The organism is Thalassovita sp. (assembly GCF_963691685.1).
In the GTDB taxonomy this organism is placed as follows: Bacteria; Pseudomonadota; Alphaproteobacteria; order Rhodobacterales; family Rhodobacteraceae; genus Thalassobius.
Genome location: NZ_OY829290.1, coordinates 4,325,141 through 4,344,341 on the forward strand (window position 1 = coordinate 4,325,141; position 19,201 = coordinate 4,344,341).

The following is a 19,201-nucleotide window of genomic DNA, read 5'->3' on the forward strand; positions in this document are numbered from 1 at the left end:
CCTTACGCGGGCAATGTTGCAATTCAAGTTGCGATCTCCGATGAAAAGGCATGACACCCATCCTCTATTCCTTTCGCCGCTGTCCCTATGCCATGCGCGCCCGCCTGGGCGTTGCCGCCGCAGGGATTGAGGTGGAGCTGCGCGAAATTCTGCTGCGCGACAAGGCGCCGGAGTTTCTGGCCGCCAGCCCGTCGGCCACGGTGCCCTGTCTGGTTGCCGGGGACCGGGTGATTGATGAAAGCCTCGACATCATGATCTGGGCGCTGGAACAGCATGACCCTGAGGGCTGGCTGGATATGCCCGACGCCGGCCATGCGCTGATCGCAACGGCGGACGGACCGTTCAAACAGGCGTTGGACCGCGCAAAATACGCCACCCGCTACCCGGATGCGGACCCAGAGGCGGAGCGCGCCAAGGCACATGCATTTCTGCATCAGCTGAACGATCAGATTGGCGCAAAGCCTTTCCTTTTTGGGGATCATCCGACGCTGGCCGATATGGCGATCCTGCCGTTTGCGCGCCAGTTTGCCTTCATTGATAAGGCCAGATTTGATGCCGAAGACTGGCCAAACCTGTCCCGTTGGCTGGCGGATTTCCTGCAATCCCAACGCTTTACCTCAATCATGCCAAAGCTTGCGACGTGGCAGGCAGGGGATACCCCAATCACCTTTCCGTTTCACCCGGCTTGATTCGTTACCGCAAACGCGAGACGGATGGCGCAACCCCTTGCCAGCCGGAGGCCCGCCATGCATCCCAATCCGATTTTTCACAAGGCTGAGGCTCAGCAGAACCTGAGTTTCGCAGCGGATCAGGGGTTTGGCATGCTGGCCGTGAACGGGCCGGACGGCCTGCCATTGCTGTCACACATCCCATTTGTGATTGAAGGCGACAGGGTGCTGTTTCACCTCGTGCGGTCAAACCCGATTGCGCGGCTGCTGAAATCAGGCGCCAAGGCACGCCTGGCCGTGCGCGGACCGCATGGCTACATCTCACCGGATTGGTACGGCATCCAAGATCAGGTGCCCACGTGGAACTATGTGGCCGTCCAGCTGGACGGCCCTGCCCAGCTGCTGCCGCAGGGCGAGATTGGGGAGGTGCTGGAAAAGCTGTCAAACCGGTTTGAGGCAGACCTTGCCCCGAAACCAATCTGGAAAATGGCCAAAATGGATCCCGACGCCCTGCACCGGATGATGCGCATGATCGTACCCGCTGCGCTGCAGATTGAGGCGATCGATGGCACCTGGAAACTGTCCCAGAACAAGGAAAACACGGCGCGTCTGGCCGCCGCGGACGGGGTGCAGGCCGCAGCGCTGGATCCATCGGCCCAGGCCTTGGCTGCCTTGATGCGCGATCTGCCGGTGCCGGACTGACCCGCCCCGAACCGGCCCGAACCGATCCTGCGCCAGATCATAGACAGACGGCCTGCAGCTGCTAGGCTGCGCCCCAACGTGAGGAGAACACCAAATGAAACTTGTCTACGCATCCGCCTCGCCTTTTGTGCGCAAAGTCCGGGTGGTTCTGGCTGAAACCGGTCAGGCCGATGATGTTGAGCTGCTGAACGTGGCCACCACCCCGGTTTCAACCCCGGAAGAGGTCAGCGCCGCCAACCCGGCGGGCAAAATTCCGGCATTGATTCGTAGCGACGGCCCGGCGATCTACGACAGCCGGGTGATCTGCCAGTATCTGAACGACCGCGCCGGTGGCGGCCTTTACCCGGACAGCAGCCGCTGGGAGGTGATGACGCTGGAAGCCACAGCCGATGCGATCTTGGATGCAGCGGTGCTGATGGTCTACGAACACCGCATTCGCCCACCTCAGTTTGTTTACCCAGAATGGGAAGAGGCGCAGTGGGCCAAGGTCGCGCGCGCCGTTCAGGCGGTGAATGACCGCTGGATGGCGCATCTGGCCGGCCCGTTGAACATGGGGCACATCGCGGTGGCCTGCGCCCTTGGCTACCTTGATTTCCGCCACTCCGGCCGGAACTGGCGCAAGGGCTGTGATGCTTTGGATGACTGGTACGCCGTCTTCTCAGAACGCGACAGCATGAAAGACACCATTCCTGAGGGCTAAGACCTCAGATCAGCAGACACGAAAAAGGGCCCCGCGGGGCCCTTTGATTTTGTCAGCGCTGCGGCTGATCAGAAGCTGTAGCTGATGCCAAAGTTCACCGCGTTGGTGATGATTCGGGTCGACAGATCGCCGCCACCTTCCAAATCTGCATCGTTTTGCGACCAGGTGAACTGATACTCGCTGAACAGGTTCCAATTGTCGTTCAGCGCGTAGGAGGCACCGGCGGTCAGACGGGCGGCGGGGCCGGTCTGCTGATACTCATAGGTGCGGCCGCCATCGGCGGGATCGGCCGGGGTCACATCAACATGCGGCAGGGCAATACCGACACCTGCGCTGACATAGGGGGTGAACTGGTTCCACTTGCCCGGCCAGCGTTTGGCGTAGTTCACGGTGATGATGTTCAGGCCATCGGTGAACTCCAGCCGGTCAAACAGGGCGGAATCATCTGCGCCGTAAACCTTGGCGTGGGTCCATTCCAGCGCAAAGCCGCTGTTGTTTTCACGCCAGTAGGTGGCGCGCAGACCGTAATAGGGCGGTGCAGCGAAGGGTTTGCCTTCCCAGCCGATCAGTTCGCTGTAATCCCCGGTGTTGGGCAGGGTGCCTTCGATCCGGCTGTGCGGCGACGTCTGGTAGCCGCCGTAGATGCCCAGCTCAATTTCAGCCAGGGCAGTTGTTGCAGCAGATGTGGCAATCAGCGCGGCCACAGCAGTGGTGGTAAGAAATTTGGCGGACATGGGAGAATCATCCATTCGACATGTGTAAAGCTGGCGTGAAGATACGGCGCGAACGGTGCCCTCACAACCGCGACACATAGGCACCTGTGACCATTGTGCAACCCCTGCGCCGCAATGTCTTCTGGACGGACACGGATTCGCCCGCTAAATACCGGCTCGGAAAGGCTGCGTCATGCGCGGCCCAAAACCGTATAGGCCTGTCATGGGCTGTAAAATGGAGAGAACCTCGTGTCCCACGCAGAAGATCACGAAGGCACCCGCAGGGACTTCCTGTACTACGCCACCGCAGGTGCCGGTGCCGTAGCCACAGGTGCCGCAGTCTGGCCGCTGGTCAATCAGATGAACCCCGCCGCGGACGTCCGCGCGCTGGCGTCGATTCGCGTCGATATTTCGGGCATCGAGCCGGGCACCCAGCTGACCGTGAAATGGTTGGGCAAACCGGTTTTCATTCGCCGCCGTACCGCCGAAGAAATCGAAGCCGGCCGTGCCGTTTCGGTGGATGAGCTGACCATCGACAAAGGCGCCCAAAACGCCAACAAACCCGATGCTGACGCCGCCGACGAAAACCGTTCGCTGGATGAAGCCGGCGAATGGCTGGTGATGATTGGTGTTTGTACTCACCTCGGCTGTGTTCCGATCGGTGACGGCGCTGGTGACTTTGGCGGTTGGTTCTGCCCCTGCCACGGTTCGCACTATGACACCGCCGGCCGTATCCGTAAGGGTCCTGCGCCGCGGAACATGGACGTCCCCATCGCCGTCTTCGAAGACGAAGCCACAATTAAGCTAGGTTAAGGAGCGTAGTATGTCCGGAATTCCTCACGACCATTACGAACCGAAAACCGGTATCGAAAAATGGGTCCATTCGCGCCTGCCTATCGTTGGCCTGGTCTATGACACCCTGATGATCCCCACCCCGAAGAACCTGAACTGGTGGTGGATCTGGGGCATTGTGCTGGCCTTCTGCCTGGCACTGCAGATCGTCACCGGTATCGTTCTGGTGATGCACTACACCCCGCATGTTGACCTGGCCTTCGCCAGCGTTGAGCACATCATGCGTGACGTGAACGGCGGTCACATGATCCGCTACCTGCATATGAACGGCGCTTCGCTGTTCTTCGTTGCTGTCTACATCCACATGTTCCGCGGTCTGTTCTATGGCTCCTACAAGGCGCCCCGCGAAATCACATGGATCATCGGCATGCTGATCTACCTGATGATGATGGGCACCGCCTTCATGGGTTACGTTCTGCCTTGGGGTCAGATGTCGTTCTGGGGTGCTACCGTGATCACCGGCCTGTTCGGCGCGATCCCCTTCATTGGTGAACCGATCCAGACCTGGCTGCTGGGCGGCCCGGCGGTGGACAACGCCACCCTGAACCGCTTCTTCTCGCTGCACTACCTGCTGCCGTTTGTGATTGCTGGCCTTGTGATCGTTCACATCTGGGCGTTCCACCACACCGGCAACAACAACCCGACCGGTGTTGAAGTGCGTCGCGGTTCGAAAGAAGAAGCCGAAAAAGACACCCTGCCGTTCTGGCCCTACTTCGTGATCAAAGACCTGTTCGCGCTGGCCATTGTTCTGCTGATCTTCTTCGCGGTTGTTGGCTTCATGCCGAACTACCTGGGTCACCCCGACAACTACATCGAAGCCAACGCTCTGGCGACGCCTGCACACATCGTTCCGGAATGGTACTTCCTGCCGTTCTACGCGATCCTGCGTGCCTTCACCGGCGACGTTTGGGTTGTGATGTTTGCCAGCTGGATCACCGGCGGCATCGTTGACGCCAAGTTCTTTGGTGTTCTTGCGATGTTTGGCGCGATCGCCGTGATGGCTCTGGCCCCTTGGCTGGACACCTCGCGCGTGCGTTCGGGTCAGAACCGTCCGATGTTCAAATGGTGGTACCGCCTGCTGCTGCTGGACTTCGTTGTCCTGATGTGGGCCGGTGCAATGCCTGCTGAGCCGCCGTACTCGACCATCTCGCTGATCGGCTCGACCTACTGGTTCGCCTACTTCCTGGTCATCCTGCCCCTGCTGGGTGTGATCGAAAAGCCGACCGCTGCGCCGGCCACGATCGAGGAAGATTTCAAAGCCAAAGTGGCCAAATCGGCCGCAAAAGCCGCCAAGTAAGAGGAAACGGGATAATGCTTAAAAAACTCGCGATCTCCGCAGTTGCCGCCCTGACCCTCACAGCCGGTGGCGCAATGGCCGCCGGTGGGGCAGGTCACATCGAAGATGTGGACTTCTCCTTCGAAGGTCCGTTCGGCAAGTTTGACCAGATGCAGCTGCAGCGCGGTCTGCAGGTCTACACCGAGGTCTGCTCGGCCTGTCACGGTCTGAAATACGTGCCGATCCGGACCCTGGCCGATCACGGTGGCCCGCAGCTGCCCGAAGATCAGGTGCGCGCCTACGCGGCTGAAATGTCGATCTACGACGCAGATCTGGACGATGATCGTCCCCGGACCCCGGCGGATAAGTTCCCCGAATCCGGTCTGGAAACTGCCCCTGACCTCAGCCTGATGGCCAAGGCACGTGCCGGTTTCCACGGTCCTTACGGTTCGGGCATCAACCAGTTCGTACAAGGCATGGGCGGTGCGGAATACATCTACTCGATCCTGACCGGTTACACCGGCAAGGAAAAAGAGCAGGCCGGCACCACCTTCTATGAGAACACCGCCTTCCCAGGTGGCTGGATCTCCATGGCGCCGCCGCTGGCCGGTGAAGACGTGGAATATGCCGATGGTCACTCGACCAGCCTGCACCACGAATCCGAAGATGTTTCGGCCTTCCTGATGTGGGCGGCAGAGCCCAAGATGATGGACCGTCAGCACACCGGCTTTATCGCCGTGCTGTTCCTGGCGCTGTTGTCGGTGCTGCTGTACCTGACCAACAAACGCCTCTGGGCGCCGATCAAAAAGGCGGCCAAAGAGGGCTGATCGCCCCGAGGTTTTTGACTACAGAAAGCCCCGCCACTGGCGGGGCTTTTTCTTTGCCCACGCGCGAGAGGAAGCGTGGCGGTGTCAGCAACAGAGGGCAGAATGGGGCCTTGCCCCCTTGGCCTGACGGCCAATTCCCCCAGAGTATTTTCGAAACGATGAAAGCGGTTTAGCGCTGCGGCACAATCAGCCGGGTGCCGGGCAGGATGCGGCGGGAGAGCTGCAACAGGTGATCACGGCGAAAGGCAATGCAGCCCTCCGTCGGGTAATGCGGCCGCCGCCACTGATGCAGAAAAATCGCCGACCCGCGGCCCGGGGTGGCCTGCGGGTAATTCCAATCGGTGATCCAGACCACATCATAAAGCGGATCGGCGCGGTGCAGCTGTTCGTGGCTGGCACCATAGGGCGCGCGGACCTTTTGGTTATAGGCTGGATCATCACAGGCATCAGACCAGAGGTCATTTGGGCCGATCGGTTCCGCCCAGGGGGTGGGGCAGGCAATGCGGTCGGCGCGGTAAAGCATACCAACCACGTGATGGATGCCGCGTGGCGTGGCGCCGTCCCCTTCGCGTTTGTCCTGACACAGGCCACCCTTGCCGATCGAACAGGGGTAATAGCGCCCCTGATAGCGCACCCCACGCGGCGTCAGGACCAGATCGAAGGGGGTCACAGCAGGTGACCCGATTTCCGCGCCTTGGTGGCCAGATAATCGGTGTTGTAGCGATTCTCCCCCACCTTCAGGGGCACGCGGTCCACCACTTCGATGCCGTTCTTTTCCATCATTGCGATCTTGCGCGGATTGTTGGTCAAGAGGCGCACCTTGGAGAACCCCATGGAGCGCAGCATCTTGGCACCCAGTTTGAAGTCCCGCTCATCATCCTCAAAGCCCAGACGATGGTTGGCCTCCACCGTGTCAAACCCCTGATCCTGCAGCGAATAGGCGCGCATTTTATTGGCCAGGCCGATGCCGCGCCCTTCCTGATTGAGGTAAAGCAGCACCCCTGCACCTTCGCCGCCCATTTGGGCCAGCGCACCGCGCAGCTGCGGACCGCAGTCACATTTCAACGAGCCCATGACATCGCCGGTGAAACAGGCCGAATGGAGCCGCGCCAGAACCGGTTCATCCCGCGCAGGGGCACCGATTTCGAAGGCGTAATGCTCCTCTCCGCCGTCCTCAGGGCGATAGATGTGCAGGCGGCCGGCTTCGCTGGCCTCCACCGGCAGGCGGGCCGAGACCACAGGGTGCGGTTGCGGCGAGGCGCTGAGGATCGGGCCGGCCAGATCCGCCGGCACTGCAGTCAGCATATTGGCCGCGGCAAATCCTGCCGGGTTCGCCAGATCCAACAGCAAGGCCGCGGGCAGCAGACGCGCCGATTTGGCCAGCGCGATGCCCACGCGGGCCAGATCCGCCGGACCGTCGCGCAGCGTCTGTAGCGGGCCTTTCATAGGATTTGACAGATCATCCGCCGGATCGGCGATGGCCTGCAGCCAATCGCAGGGCGCCCCGTCGGGCACCTGAACGCGGGCCAGATCCCCGTCATAAACCCGCGCTTTCAGCGTTTCAGCCCGGCGTGCGGTGATCGCCAGAACCGGCTGCCCCCCCATCGCCCGCAGATCAGCGAGGCGCTGCGCCTCAAGCGTTTCCACCGACATCATCAGCGCCCCCCCCGTCCCCGAGGTCAGAACAACCGGCACGCCCATCCGCAGATCGGCACGGGCGCGGGCGATGATTTCTGTCACATCGGGGGCAAATGGCATCGGTTCTATTCCCTTACTTGAGGGCTTCATGTAGCGCTTTTGGCAACAGATTGAAACATTTCGCCGGGCTGAAACACGACCGCGTGAGCCGATTGCAGCAAATCTTGTCGCACCGCTTTGGCGAGCGCATGTCTATGCCAAGCAAACGGAGGGCCACCCATGGCACAGCTGAAGAAAATCCTGCTTGTCGATGATGACGACGATCTGCGCGAAGCACTGAGCGAGCAGCTGGTGATGACCGAGGACTTCGACGTCTTTGAAGGCGGTAATGGCGCTGAGGCCATGGTGAAGGTCAAGGAGGGTCTTTACGACCTGATCATCCTGGATGTGGGCCTGCCAGACACCGATGGGCGCGAGCTGTGCAAGCTGATGCGCAAACAGGGTGTCAAAAGCCCGATCCTAATGTTGACGGGTCATGATTCTGACGCTGATACCATCCTGGGCCTGGATGCAGGCGCCAATGATTACGTCACCAAACCCTTCCGTTTCCCGGTGCTTCTGGCCCGGATTCGCGCCCAGTTGCGCCAGCATGAGCAAAGCGAAGATGCGGTGTTCCAGCTGGGGCCGTATTCCTTCCGCCCGTCAATGAAACTCCTTGTGACAGAGGACGATCGCAAGATCCGCCTGACCGAGAAAGAGACCAATATCCTGAAGTTCCTCTACCGCTCCTCCGAGGGTGTGGTGCCGCGGGATGTGCTGCTGCATGAGGTCTGGGGCTACAACGCGGGTGTCACAACCCATACTTTAGAGACTCACATCTATCGTTTGCGTCAAAAAATCGAACCTGACCCTACGAATGCGCGTCTTCTCATCACCGAATCCGGCGGCTATAAACTAGTTGCCTAAAGACTATTCGGCATTATCTGAATACCAAATATCAATGGCAACTTCCTCCCTCCCCCGCCATTGATTGGGTTGCCGTCGCACAACCGGCTAATGTTGTGCACCTCCCTGTTGGACTGACCCGGGCTTTGCCCGGGTACTTTTTTGGCACAACCAAAAGTGTCGGTTTTCACTGCGAGTGATCGAGCTGTTGCCGCGGCACTTATTGCCCCGACGCTTTGGCAACAACCGGCAGGGTAGCCCCGATCAAACGCAGGTCAGTGCCAAGGCTCATCTCAGCCACATAGCGGCTGTCAAACCCAGCGCGATCGGCAAAGCCGCAGGCATTGCGGTCAGAGACTTGCCATGGCCCGGTCAGGCCCGGACGCAAGCTGTAATAGGCCTGCCCGGGATAAAGCGCCTGTTGATCGGGCAACATCGGACGCGGGCCCACAAGGCTCATCTCACCTTTCAGCACATTCCAGAGCTGGGGCAGCTCATCCAGCGACGTACGGCGCAGTACGGCACCGACGCGTGTAATCCGGGGATCCTGTTTCAGTTTCTGGTAATGATGCCACTCTGCGGCGGCGTCCGGGTATTTCACCAGATGGGCCCGCAGCATCGCCTCAGCCTCAGGCACCATGCTGCGAAACTTCCACATCCGGAAAAGCCGGCCATGCCGACCGACGCGCCATTGGCGAAAGATCGGGGCCGATCCATCCAGAGAGACCAGAACAGCGATGACAATCGCAGCCGCCAGCACCGCCGGGGCGGCCAGCAAAACCAATGTGATATCCAACAAGCGCTTGCCGTAGTGGGTGTAGAACCCACCGGCCAAAACTGTTCGGCGCGCCTCGGCTCCAGCTAAAAACCGTTGGTTCGACGGCAGCTCAGCCGGTTCGTTTTTGAGATCAACAAAGGACATCTATCCCCCCTCTCCACACACAAAGGCTCAGGCCCGCCAAAGCGGTTACAGCGGCTGAAGGCTTGGCTGCGGTTCATTCAAGTGCGTGCTAATGTGTTGGCCTTTTGTGGAAACTAAGTGCTCTTTTTCACCAGATCCCGGCGCGGCACGGGCCGTGCTGGTTCGTCGGTGAAGACCCCGGCGTATTGGCCCAGCGCCATGACAGCGACCACCAAGGGCCAGACCAGACAGAGGCAATAGCCGATCAGCGTAAACACAGGCGTGATCTGGCCGCGGCGGCGTTGTTCGCGGTAGGTCATGCAAAGTGCAAACACCGTCGCGACCACATAAATCGCTATGACAAAATCCATGACGTCCATTGGCGCCCCCGAAGACAGAATGAGTTTCATAAAAACTTGGACAACTTCGAGTTAAATCTTGGCAAAGCTTCCTTAATGCGCTGTTAACGGGCCAGTTAACCCTTCCTTAGGAAAGGTTACCGACGGGCTTCAAATTGAAAAGGGGCAGCCGCTAGGAACCGCCCCTCTCTATCCATCAAAGATCTCAGGCTTCGCCGGTCTTAACGCGCCAGAACACGCAGGCGGCTTTCGAACTCTCCCCGGTCCACATAGCAACCGCGCAGGTGGCGATAGCCGGTGTTGGGATCAAACGCCTCGCGCCCATGCAAAACACGGCGGTTGTCAAAGATCACCATCTCCCCCGCCTGCAGCTTGAAGGTCACCAGGTAGGCCGGATCGCGACTCATCTGCATGAAGGTGCGATAGGCGCGGTAATATTGCGGCATCAGATCGGGATCGATGTCGAGGATGCTGGCAATATGCGCGTTGAAGCAGATCTCTTTCAGCGCGCCATCTTCATCCAGCGTGATCACCTTCTTGCGTGATCGGATGTCATATTCGCCATCCTGGAACCGGAACGGCGCCGAAATGGTCGACAGCAGCTCAAAGGCTTCGGGATCCTGCGTGCGCAGATCCTCAGCGACAGCAAAACCATCGCTGAACAGCGATCCACCGCCCGTTGCCTCATTGGCCAGACAATGCAGGAACTGGAACCCGGGCGGCAGTTCCTGATTGGTCAGGTCGGTGTGCAGCGGCAGGGCAATTGGGGTGTAGGCCAGATTGTTGGGGTTCGGTTTTGACTTCACCTCAAAGGTGACACCAAAGTTGGTTTCGCGCAGAAACCCGATGCGTTTGGCCACATCAATTCCGGCCTCACGATCATCCGGCAGCCCATCGATCACCGACAGGCCACTGCGTTGCGTGGCCATCAACCAGTCGCGCAACGCCGCGTCTGAGGCCAGCACGTCCGCCGCATGCAGGCGTGGCACCGCATCGGCCACCATATCCGCGCGCCACGTGGTGACGCCGGTTTTTGCAGGATCCACAAGACGATGCCCGGGGCGGTGGGCGGCCAGCCAATCAAGGCTATAGCGGGTGGCGGTTTCATCTTCCCAAGTCAGGGACAGATCGCTGTCCTCGATCAAGGCTTCGGTCACCCGAATATCCAGCGGGATCGCTGTCAGATCGGCGACACGTTCCTTGGTGTCTGGGTGAAATCCTGCGGGATCATTATCGCGCAGCCACAGGAAGGGGTAGGTGCCCGTTGCACCATCGGAAAAGGTCAGCTGCACCACGGCCTTATCGGCGCAAAGCGTTGCGTGCGTCATGGGGTTCTCCATGAAAGATAGGTTTGTTTTTAAAGAGAAAACGCCTGCTTAGGCGGCACACACCGCAGGCGGTGGCCACCAGTCATGAACCTTTTTGTAGGGGTGCCCCGATTGGCGCCCAACCACAACTGGCATCTGACTTCCTTTCATGGTCTTGCCGGAAAACGGTGATCCCAATTGCCTAGTTTTGGCAAGAAAAATCTGCATCTGTGAGGCAAGAATTGATTGCCGGGTCAGAGGGGGTGTTCACGCCCTGTTCTCCGTGCTACCCCTATCGCAACCCCAGTATCGGAGCAGCCTCATGTCCTTCACCCTTGCCACCTGGAACATCAACTCGGTCCGCCTGCGTGAACCGATTGTCTGCAAGCTGATGGCAGAAGAAGGCCCCGATGTGCTGTGCCTGCAGGAGTGCAAGAGCCCGGTGGAGAAGATCCCGATGGAGGCCTTCAAGGAGCTGGGTTACCACCACATGGTGGCGCGCGGTCAGAAGGGTTACAACGGCGTGGCGATCCTGTCGAAACTGCCGATCGAGGAAGCCGGCAGCGAAGATTTTGCCAGCCTCGGCCATGCCCGCCACATCGCAGGGCGGCTGGAAAACGGTGTGACCATCCACAATTTCTACGTCCCTGCGGGCGGTGACAAACCGGATCGTGAGATCAACGAGAAATTTGGCCAGAAGCTCGACTACCTGACCGAAATGCGTGACTGGTTTGCCAAGGACGCTCCGGAAAAATCCATTCTGGTCGGCGATCTGAACATTGCCCCGCGCGAAGATGACGTCTGGGATCACAAGAAACTGCTGAAAATCGTCAGCCACACGCCGATTGAGGTCGATCACCTGCATGAGGTGATGGAGGCCGGTAAATGGGTGGATGTGACCCGGCAGGACATCCCCGAAGGCCTGCTTTACAGCTGGTGGTCCTACCGCGCCCGTGACTGGGACGCCGCCGACAAGGGCCGCCGTCTGGATCACGTCTGGGCCACGCCCGACATTTCAAACGCCGGTCACGGCAGCCGCGTCCTGCGCGACGCCCGCGGCTGGGAAAAACCCTCAGACCACGCGCCGGTCTTTGCGACGTTTGACCTCTGAGGTCTGCAAACCCGTCTAAGACGCATTTGCCCCTTTGAATTCGACGCTTTGCCCCTCATATAAGGGGCAAACGAATTTAGCCGGGATAGCACCATGCTGGAACTTGGACAAAACGCGGCCCCTGCGGCTGATCTGATCAAAGACGTCACCGAAGCCAACTTCATGGCGGATGTTGTCGATGCCTCCAATGAGGTGCCGGTGATTGTGGATTTCTGGGCACCCTGGTGTGGCCCCTGCAAGACGCTGGGCCCGATGCTGGAAGAGGCGGTGACCAAGGCCAATGGCGCGGTCAAGATGGCCAAGATCGACGTTGATCAGAACCAGCAGCTGGCCGCAGCTTTGGCCCAGCAGGGTCTGCCGCTGCAATCGATCCCAACCGTTGTGGCCTTTGTCAAAGGACGCCCGGTGGACATGTTCCAGGGGGCGGTTCCCGCCTCGGAACTGGATGCTTTTGTGAAAAAAGTGATCGAGGCTGGCGGCGGCGATGCCAGTGGCGGTCTGGACGGTGCGCTGGAAGCAGCCGAAGAGATGCTGAACGACGGTGCCGTGGAAGATGCCGCGCAGATCTACGCTGCCGTGATCGAAGAAGATTCCAACAATGCCATCGCTTATGGCGGCCTGGCGCGGTGCCAGATCGCTGTGGGTGAGTTGGATCAGGCCGAGGCCGTGTTGAACGGCGTGCCGGCAGAAATCTCCTCAGAAGCGCCGATTGAGGCCGCGTTTGCCCAGCTGGAACTGGCCCGTCAGGCCGCCAACTCGGGCCCGCTGGATGAGTTGAAAGCCGCATTGGCTGCCGATGAAAACAACCATCAGGCCCGCTTTGATCTGGCAGGCGCGTTGCATGCCGCAGGTCAGGTCGAAGAGGCGGTGAATGAACTGCTGGAACTGTTCAAGCGGGACCGCGAATGGAATGACGGCGCGGCCAAGCAGCAGCTGTTCACCATCTTTGATGCGCTGCCCGGAAATGACCCGGTGGTTCTGAATGGTCGGCGCAAACTCAGCTCATTGATATTTGCCTGAGCCACGGCGCGGCCTATCTTACTGAGCCATGACACCCAAGGTCGCACTTCCAGACACGATCCCCGTGTTCCCGCTCCCCGGGGCACTTCTGTTGCCCCGGGCGCGCCTGCCGCTCCATATCTTTGAGCCGCGCTATCTTGCCATGCTTGAGGATTGCCTGAAAACGCCCTCCAGACTGATCGGCATGGTGCAACCCAGCGCCCGACCAGGCGCCAAGGATGACGACAAGCTGCACAAGATCGGCTGCGCGGGGCGTGTCACCCAATTCTCGGAAACCGAGGATGGGCGCTACATGATCACCCTCACCGGCATTTCGCGGTTCCGCGTGCGCGGGGAGATGACCACCTTCAGCCCCTATCGCCGCTGCGAAGTGCGATGGGACGGGTTCGAAGCGGATCGCGGCCCCGAAGAACATGATCCGCTGTTCAATCGCAAATCCTTCCTTGGCCTGCTGGAGCGGTATTTCACCCTCAAAGGGCTGGACACTGATTGGGAAAGCCTGGGCGATACCGACGATGAGTTGATGATCAACTCACTGGCGATGATTTTGGACTTCGCACCGGAGGACAAACAGGCCCTGTTGGAAGCGCCCAGCCTCTCAACCCGGCGGGAAACCCTTGTCACCCTGATCGAATTTGCGCTAGGCGGGGGGAAAGATGAGGAAATCCTGCAATGAGCGACACCCACAGCTTTGACCGCCGTATGCTAGAAGCGCTGATCTGCCCCGTGACCCACGGACGGCTGGACTATGACGCCGAGGCGCAGGAGTTGATTTCCAAACCGGCCAATCTGGCCTTCCCGATCCGCAATGGCATCCCGATCATGTTGGTCGACGAAGCCCGCAAACTGGACTGAGGCGTCAGCCCCCCAGATAATCGCGCAAGGCCTGCGGTGGATTGGCAAACAGCTGATCCGTCTCAATCGGTGCGGTGACGGTGCCCTCGGCCACCACCGAGACATGGCTGGCAATGGCTTTGGCATCTTCCGGTTGATGGCTGACCATGATCAGCGTCCCGCCGGTTTCCTGCACCACCTGATCTACCAGTTGCAGCATCTCAACCTTCAGCGCCGGCCCCAGCGCGGCAAAGGGTTCGTCTAGCAGAACCAACGGCCGTTTCTGAACCAGCACCCGCGCCAATGCCGCACGGCTCTGCTGTCCACCGGACAGGGTGCCGGGCTTGCGCCCCTCCATACCTGAAAGGCCCACATGGTGCAGCGCCTCGCGCACCTGATGTTGTTCATCCTCAGACAGCTTCAGATCAGGCCGCAGCCCCAGACCGACGTTTTGCGCGACAGAGAGATGCGGGAAATGGTTGTTGTCCTGAAACAGGATCGACACCGGCCGTTGCCCCGGCGGCAGATCTGTCAGATCAACATCCTGCCATAACACCCGCCCCTGATCCGGCGCAGAAAACCCGGCAATAAGGTTCAATAGGGTCGATTTCCCCGCCCCTGAGGGGCCGATCAGCGCCAGTTTGCTGCCGGTCGCCACCGACAGATCCGCGCTGAGGGCAAAGCCCCCTTGGGTCAGGGTCAGATGCTCAAGCCTCAACATGGCCGCGGCCTCCTCGGTCAAAAATCCAAAACAGCGCCAGGCTGGAAAAGAGCAACAGTAGGCCGGCCCCTGCCGCTGCCTCCATCCGGTAGGCGCTCATCAGGCGGAACATCTGCAAGGGCAGTGTTGCACGGTTGGGATCCGCAAACAGCGCAATCACCCCCAGATCCCCCATCGACAGGGCCGCCGTCAGCCCGGCCGCAAACCCCAAGGGGCGCCGCGCCCTTGGCAACAACAGATACCGCAGCCGCGCCCAGCCGCGCAGGTTCAACGCATCGGCCAGACGGCCAAAATCCGCCTCACTCTGCCGTAGGGCGGGCACCAGAACCCGCAGGGCAAACGGCAGTGCCATCAGCGCATTGACCAATGTGGTGACCAAAAAGGCCAGATCGAACGGGTTGGCAAAGGGGTGGATCATCAAAAACAGCCCGGTGCCCAGCACAAGGGGCGAACTGACGATGCCCAAGAGGCCGACAGCCTCCAACCGGGGATGACGCACCGCCCCCAGTGCAATCGGCACGGCCAGGGCCAGACACAGCGCGGTGGACCCCAGCGCCACGATGAGTGAGATCCGCAAGGCCGCCCAGACCTGCGATGGCAATTGCGCCAGCCCCTGCAGCCCATCCCAGACCAACATCGCGATGGGCAGGATCAGAAACGCTGTTGCCAGCACCAAAGCAAAAGCATCCAGCGCCCGCGCCACCGCGGTGCTGGCATCCCAGCGCTGCACCACACGATCCAGACCGCCGCCCAGCGCCTGACCGGCGTCATGACGCAGGGCGACAAGCGCAACGATGCCCACCAGCACGGTCTGCACCATCGCCAGCATGGCAGCGCGGGCCAGATCGAAATCAAAGCGGAAGGCCTGATAGATCGCCAGTTCAATTGTGGTCGCCTTGGGACCGCCACCCAGAACCAAAACCACCGCAAAGCTGCTGAGACACAGCGCAAAGATCACCAGCCAGGCGCCGGGCAGTGCCCGGATCAGCATCGGCGCTTCCAGCACGCGAAAGCTTTGCCAGCCGCGCAGGTTCAGGGACGCCGCCAGCCGAAACCGTTCCGCCGGGATATCCTGCCAAGCCTGCAGCAGGATGCGCGTGGCCAGAGGCAGATTGAAAAACACATGGGCCAGCACCACGCCGTGCAGCCCGTAAATCTGCACCGGTGGCAGGTCAAAGAGGGCCAGCAGATCCGATAGGATGCCGGAGCGGCCAAACACCGCCAGCAACCCCATGACGGCGACAATCACCGGCAGGATAAACGGCGCGCCCAGAAGGGTGATCAAGATCGCCCGACCGCGAAACCGCCGCCGCGCCAGGGCCCGGGACACCGGGATCGCCAGCAAAACCGAAAGGCTGGCCGACAGAAAAGACTGCAACAAAGAAAAACGAAGCGCCGCCTGATCGGCGGCGCTGAAGGAGAGGTCAGAAAATCCAGCCTCTCCGGCACGGAGAAACACCGCGATGAGCGGCCCGATCAGGCTCAGCAGGACTAGCCCTGCCGCCAGGAAACCGGGCCAGCTGCGGATCATTTGCTCAGCGCGTCCAGCCACTCGGCCAGCGCCGCATCACGCACAGGCTGGGCTTCGGCGGAAGGCAAAATCAGAGCCTTTTCCGGCTGGATCAGGGTCTCAAACCCCTCAGGCAGGCCAGCGGCAGGCACAACAGCCGGATACATCCAGTTGGTGGTCGGGATGATCGACTGGAACGCATCGGTGACCATGAAGGACAGGAACTGATCGGCCAGTTCAGGCTGATCGGAACCGGCGATTTTGCCCGCCACTTCGATCTGCATGTAGTGACCTTCGCTGAAGCTGGCCGCGGTTTTGCTGGCGTCCTCTTCTGCGATCAGGTGATAGGCCGGCGAGGTGGTGTAGGACAGCACCATGTCGGCCTCCCCTTCCAGGAACAGGCCATAAGCTTCGGACCAGCCTTTGGTCACGGTGACGATATTCTCCGCCAGACCGGCCCAGATCGCCGGGGCCTCATCGCCATAGGCGGTTTTCACCCACATCAGCAGGCCCAGACCGGGGGTCGAGGAACGAGGATCCTGAATGACGATTTTCAGGTCACTGTCGGCCAGCGCTTTGAAGTCCGCAGGACCGTCCAGATCCGCGTTCTGAACAAAGGCAAAATAGCCCCAGTCATAAGGAACAAAGGTGCTGTCCGCCCATTCGATCGGCAGGTCATACTCGGCCTCAACCGAATGTTCAGCAAAAAGGCCAGTGTCCAGCGCGGCGGCGGTCAGGTTGGTGTCCAGACCCAGCACAACATCCGCCTCAGTGCGGGCGCCTTCCAGCTTCAGGCGGCCCAGCAGGGCAGCACCGTCACCGGCACCAACCAGCTGCAGATCGCAGCCACAGGTTTCCTCAAAAGCTTTCTCAACGGCAGGGCCCGGGCCCCAGTCAGAAACAAAGCTGTCATAGGTATAAACAGTCAGCACGGGGGTGTCGGCCACAGCAACGGTGGCGGTGGTGGCAAGCAGTCCCGTGGCAAGGGCAAGATACTTCATCTGTATCACTCCATTCTTGGCAGGGCGGAGTGTGGGGACGTCTCGGATCTGAGATGCCGGGCCTTCCCTCCGCCGGTGTTAACCGGATCAGGTTCTACGGGTTCGCACGATGCATCTCAGCCTGTGGTTCAGGCACCCCGAGGTGGGGCAGAACCTAGTGCGGCGCGCCGGTGATGACAACGCCTGAATGCGCCTACGGCTTATGGCTGCGCGATAGGACCGCTGGCAGCCCCCGAAGGTGGTGATTTATGTCTCAGCATGGCACTCTGGCCTCACTTTCTTGCCTTCTCCCTTCCCCCTTATGTGCAATCCCGCTAAAGGGGTTGAGAACAAAGAGGGCGCCCACATGAGCATGAATTCTTTCGGTCATCTTTTCCGTGTCACCACCTGGGGCGAAAGCCACGGGCCGGCCCTGGGCGCCACAGTGGACGGCTGCCCGCCTGAGGTGCCCGTCACGGCCGAAATGCTGCAGGTGTGGCTGGACAAACGCCGCCCCGGTCAGAACAAAAACACCACCCAGCGCAACGAACCTGATGCGGTGAAAATCCTGTCCGGCGTGTTTGAAGGCAAAACCACCGGCACGCCGATCCAGCTGATGATCGAAAACACCGATCAGCGCTCAAAGGACTACGGCGACATCGCCCAGACCTTCCGCCCCGGTCATGCCGACATCACCTATCACCAGAAATACGGCAACCGCGATTACCGCGGGGGCGGCCGCTCATCGGCCCGCGAAACAGCGGCCCGCGTCGCGGCCGGGGGCGTTGCGCGTGAGGCGATCAAAGCGATGGTCCCAGGGTTGGAGATCAAGGGCTACATGACCCAGATGGGGGAGATGGAGATTGACCGCGATGCCTTTGACTGGGACGCGATTGAGCAGAACGATTTCTGGATCCCACAAGGGCCGGAACAGGCGCAGAAGTGGGAAGATTACCTGCAGAAGCTGCGCAAGGATCATGACAGCGTTGGCGCAGTGATCGAAGTGGTTGCGCGTGGCGTCCCCGCCGGGATTGGCGCACCGATCTATAACAAGCTGGACACCGATCTGGCGGCCTCGATGATGTCGATCAACGCTGTGAAAGGCGTTGAGATTGGCGAAGGCATGGCCGCAGCGCGCCTGAAGGGCACCGAAAACGCTGATGAGATCTACATGGGCAATGACGGCCTGCCGCATTATTCCTCAAACCACGCGGGCGGCATTCTGGGGGGCATTTCCACCGGTCAGGATGTGGTTGTGCGTTTCGCGGTGAAGCCCACCTCATCGATCCTGACCCCGCGCCAATCGATCCGCAAAGATGGCTCACCGATTGAGGTGATCACCAAAGGCCGCCACGATCCCTGCGTCGGCATCCGTGCCGTGCCTGTGGCTGAGGCTATGATGGCCTGTGTGATCCTGGACCACCTGCTGCTGCATCGTGGCCAAATCGGCGAAAACCGCGGTCAGATCGGCTGATGGACGCGCTGCGTGAGGCCTTGCGGGCTATTGCCGCGCAAGAGATGGCGCAGGACAGCGCCCATGATCTGGCGCATCTGGATCGGGTCTGGGCCACCTGCCAGCGCATCGCGGCTGCTGAGGGTGGCGATCTGCGGATCCTACTGGCCGGGGCCTATCTGCATGATCTGGTCAACCTGCCCAAGAACGCCCCCAACCGGGCCGAGGCCTCAACCCTTGCAGCCGCCGCAGCAGCGCCACATCTGCAGGCCCTAGGCTATAGCGCCGCGGAGGTTTCCGCAGCCCGCCATATGATCGAAGCACACAGCTTTTCGGCTGGAATAGTGCCTGAATCGCTTGAGGCACAGATCCTCAGGGATGCCGACCGGCTGGACGCGATTGGGGCGATTGGGCTGGCCCGCTGTTTCGCCGTTTCAGGCGCGCTGGGGCGACCGCTATATGATCCGGTGGACCCGTTTGCGCGACAGCGTGACCTGGATGACAAGGCGCAGGCGCTGGATCACTTCCCGCTGAAACTGCTGCGTTTGGGTCAGGGTATGCTGACCCGCACCGGGCAACAGATCGCGGCGGAACGCACGGCGCTGATGCAGGCATTTCTAAACGATCTGGCGGCGGAAATCGGGGCGGACGCGCCAGCGCATTGGGCCCCTGAAGAAAGCTGAC

At 60.6% G+C, this 19,201-nt stretch carries 22 protein-coding genes and 1 riboswitch; of the genes, 13 read left to right on the forward strand and 9 right to left on the reverse strand.

Translation table 11 applies throughout. From position 1 onward, the window contains the following. Window positions 1-50: 50 nt before the first annotated feature. From ACORLH_RS21005 to ACORLH_RS21015, 3 genes are all read left to right on the forward strand, one after another. A complete protein-coding gene (locus ACORLH_RS21005) occupies window positions 51-689 on the forward strand; it encodes a glutathione S-transferase (protein WP_321830287.1) in 639 nt (212 codons plus the stop codon). Between the two features lie 57 nt (window positions 690-746). Beyond that, window positions 747-1,370 (forward strand): FMN-binding negative transcriptional regulator, encoded by a 624-nt coding sequence (locus ACORLH_RS21010; RefSeq protein WP_321830288.1) that lies wholly within the window; start codon window positions 747-749, stop codon window positions 1,368-1,370. 94 nt (window positions 1,371-1,464) lie between these two features. Further along, complete coding sequence (locus tag ACORLH_RS21015) at window positions 1,465-2,070, forward strand: glutathione S-transferase (protein ID WP_321830289.1); 606 nt, start codon at window positions 1,465-1,467, stop codon at window positions 2,068-2,070. A 68-nt stretch (window positions 2,071-2,138) separates the two neighbouring features. Here the strand turns inward: ACORLH_RS21015 and ACORLH_RS21020 are convergent, their stop codons facing one another. After that, a complete protein-coding gene (locus tag ACORLH_RS21020; protein ID WP_321830290.1) occupies window positions 2,139-2,804 on the reverse strand; it encodes an outer membrane beta-barrel protein in 666 nt (221 codons plus the stop codon). 228 nt (window positions 2,805-3,032) lie between these two features. Here ACORLH_RS21020 and petA point away from each other — a divergent pair, with 228 nt between their 5' ends. From petA to ACORLH_RS21035, 3 genes are read left to right on the forward strand one after another with little or no spacing between them, the layout of a single operon-like run. After that, window positions 3,033-3,596 (forward strand): ubiquinol-cytochrome c reductase iron-sulfur subunit, encoded by a 564-nt coding sequence (petA, locus tag ACORLH_RS21025; protein ID WP_058244468.1) that lies wholly within the window; start codon window positions 3,033-3,035, stop codon window positions 3,594-3,596. Between the two features lie 10 nt (window positions 3,597-3,606). After that, entirely contained in the window at window positions 3,607-4,932 is a 1,326-nt protein-coding gene (petB, locus tag ACORLH_RS21030) for a cytochrome b (protein WP_321830291.1), read from the forward strand. A 14-nt stretch (window positions 4,933-4,946) separates the two neighbouring features. Continuing rightward, the gene (locus ACORLH_RS21035) at window positions 4,947-5,738 is read left to right on the forward strand and encodes a cytochrome c1 (protein ID WP_321830292.1); all 792 of its coding nucleotides are present in this window, start codon (window positions 4,947-4,949) and stop codon (window positions 5,736-5,738) included. Between the two features lie 169 nt (window positions 5,739-5,907). Here ACORLH_RS21035 and ACORLH_RS21040 read toward each other — a convergent pair whose 3' ends face one another. Together ACORLH_RS21040 and ribA are read right to left on the reverse strand one after the other, a co-directional pair. After that, window positions 5,908-6,408, reverse strand: coding sequence for a L,D-transpeptidase family protein (locus tag ACORLH_RS21040; RefSeq protein WP_321830293.1), 501 nt, complete (start codon window positions 6,406-6,408; stop codon window positions 5,908-5,910). Further along, window positions 6,405-7,496, reverse strand: a complete 1,092-nt coding sequence (ribA, locus tag ACORLH_RS21045) for a GTP cyclohydrolase II (protein ID WP_321830294.1) — start codon at window positions 7,494-7,496, stop codon at window positions 6,405-6,407. The genes ACORLH_RS21040 and ribA overlap by 4 nt, the downstream gene beginning before the upstream one ends. Window positions 7,497-7,655: 159 nt before the next feature. Here ribA and ACORLH_RS21050 point away from each other — a divergent pair, with 159 nt between their 5' ends. After that, window positions 7,656-8,342: a response regulator transcription factor gene (locus ACORLH_RS21050; RefSeq protein WP_058243637.1), complete on the forward strand. Its 687-nt coding sequence runs from the start codon at window positions 7,656-7,658 to the stop codon at window positions 8,340-8,342. 199 nt (window positions 8,343-8,541) lie between these two features. Here the strand turns inward: ACORLH_RS21050 and ACORLH_RS21055 are convergent, their stop codons facing one another. The 3 genes from ACORLH_RS21055 to ACORLH_RS21065 all read right to left on the reverse strand — a co-directional run bounded on the left by ACORLH_RS21055 (window position 8,542) and on the right by ACORLH_RS21065 (window position 10,909). Beyond that, window positions 8,542-9,243 carry a sugar transferase gene (locus ACORLH_RS21055; RefSeq protein ID WP_321830295.1) on the reverse strand — a complete coding sequence of 234 codons (702 nt, stop codon included), beginning with the start codon at window positions 9,241-9,243 and terminating at the stop codon, window positions 8,542-8,544. A gap of 113 nt (window positions 9,244-9,356) precedes the next feature. Continuing rightward, window positions 9,357-9,602: a hypothetical protein gene (locus ACORLH_RS21060; protein ID WP_321830296.1), complete on the reverse strand. Its 246-nt coding sequence runs from the start codon at window positions 9,600-9,602 to the stop codon at window positions 9,357-9,359. A gap of 200 nt (window positions 9,603-9,802) precedes the next feature. Next, complete coding sequence (locus ACORLH_RS21065; protein ID WP_321830297.1) at window positions 9,803-10,909, reverse strand: TauD/TfdA family dioxygenase; 1,107 nt, start codon at window positions 10,907-10,909, stop codon at window positions 9,803-9,805. A gap of 301 nt (window positions 10,910-11,210) precedes the next feature. Here ACORLH_RS21065 and ACORLH_RS21070 point away from each other — a divergent pair, with 301 nt between their 5' ends. The 4 genes from ACORLH_RS21070 to ACORLH_RS21085 all read left to right on the forward strand — a co-directional run bounded on the left by ACORLH_RS21070 (window position 11,211) and on the right by ACORLH_RS21085 (window position 13,874). Beyond that, window positions 11,211-11,999, forward strand: a complete 789-nt coding sequence (locus ACORLH_RS21070; protein WP_321830298.1) for an exodeoxyribonuclease III — start codon at window positions 11,211-11,213, stop codon at window positions 11,997-11,999. A 93-nt stretch (window positions 12,000-12,092) separates the two neighbouring features. Then, entirely contained in the window at window positions 12,093-13,019 is a 927-nt protein-coding gene (locus ACORLH_RS21075) for a thioredoxin family protein (protein WP_058243634.1), read from the forward strand. Between the two features lie 28 nt (window positions 13,020-13,047). Next, window positions 13,048-13,695, forward strand: coding sequence for an LON peptidase substrate-binding domain-containing protein (locus ACORLH_RS21080; protein ID WP_321830299.1), 648 nt, complete (start codon window positions 13,048-13,050; stop codon window positions 13,693-13,695). Continuing rightward, window positions 13,692-13,874 carry a Trm112 family protein gene (locus tag ACORLH_RS21085; RefSeq protein WP_058243632.1) on the forward strand — a complete coding sequence of 61 codons (183 nt, stop codon included), beginning with the start codon at window positions 13,692-13,694 and terminating at the stop codon, window positions 13,872-13,874. Before ACORLH_RS21080 ends, ACORLH_RS21085 begins: the two co-directional genes overlap by 4 nt. A gap of 4 nt (window positions 13,875-13,878) precedes the next feature. Here the strand turns inward: ACORLH_RS21085 and thiQ are convergent, their stop codons facing one another. The 3 genes from thiQ to thiB are packed head-to-tail and all read right to left on the reverse strand — an operon-like array spanning window position 13,879 to window position 17,085. Further along, window positions 13,879-14,574, reverse strand: a complete 696-nt coding sequence (thiQ, locus tag ACORLH_RS21090) for a thiamine ABC transporter ATP-binding protein (protein WP_321830300.1) — start codon at window positions 14,572-14,574, stop codon at window positions 13,879-13,881. After that, a complete protein-coding gene (locus ACORLH_RS21095) occupies window positions 14,561-16,105 on the reverse strand; it encodes a thiamine/thiamine pyrophosphate ABC transporter permease ThiP (protein ID WP_321830301.1) in 1,545 nt (514 codons plus the stop codon). The genes thiQ and ACORLH_RS21095 overlap by 14 nt, the downstream gene beginning before the upstream one ends. Continuing rightward, window positions 16,102-17,085 carry a thiamine ABC transporter substrate binding subunit gene (thiB, locus tag ACORLH_RS21100; protein WP_321830302.1) on the reverse strand — a complete coding sequence of 328 codons (984 nt, stop codon included), beginning with the start codon at window positions 17,083-17,085 and terminating at the stop codon, window positions 16,102-16,104. The genes ACORLH_RS21095 and thiB overlap by 4 nt, the downstream gene beginning before the upstream one ends. A gap of 47 nt (window positions 17,086-17,132) precedes the next feature. Beyond that, window positions 17,133-17,235, reverse strand: a riboswitch (TPP riboswitch). 196 nt (window positions 17,236-17,431) lie between these two features. Between thiB and aroC the strand changes: the two genes are divergently transcribed. Then, the gene (gene aroC / locus ACORLH_RS21105; protein ID WP_321830304.1) at window positions 17,432-18,538 is read left to right on the forward strand and encodes a chorismate synthase; all 1,107 of its coding nucleotides are present in this window, start codon (window positions 17,432-17,434) and stop codon (window positions 18,536-18,538) included. Then, window positions 18,538-19,200 (forward strand): HD domain-containing protein, encoded by a 663-nt coding sequence (locus ACORLH_RS21110; protein WP_321830305.1) that lies wholly within the window; start codon window positions 18,538-18,540, stop codon window positions 19,198-19,200. The genes aroC and ACORLH_RS21110 overlap by 1 nt, the downstream gene beginning before the upstream one ends. Window position 19,201 lies beyond the last annotated feature (1 nt).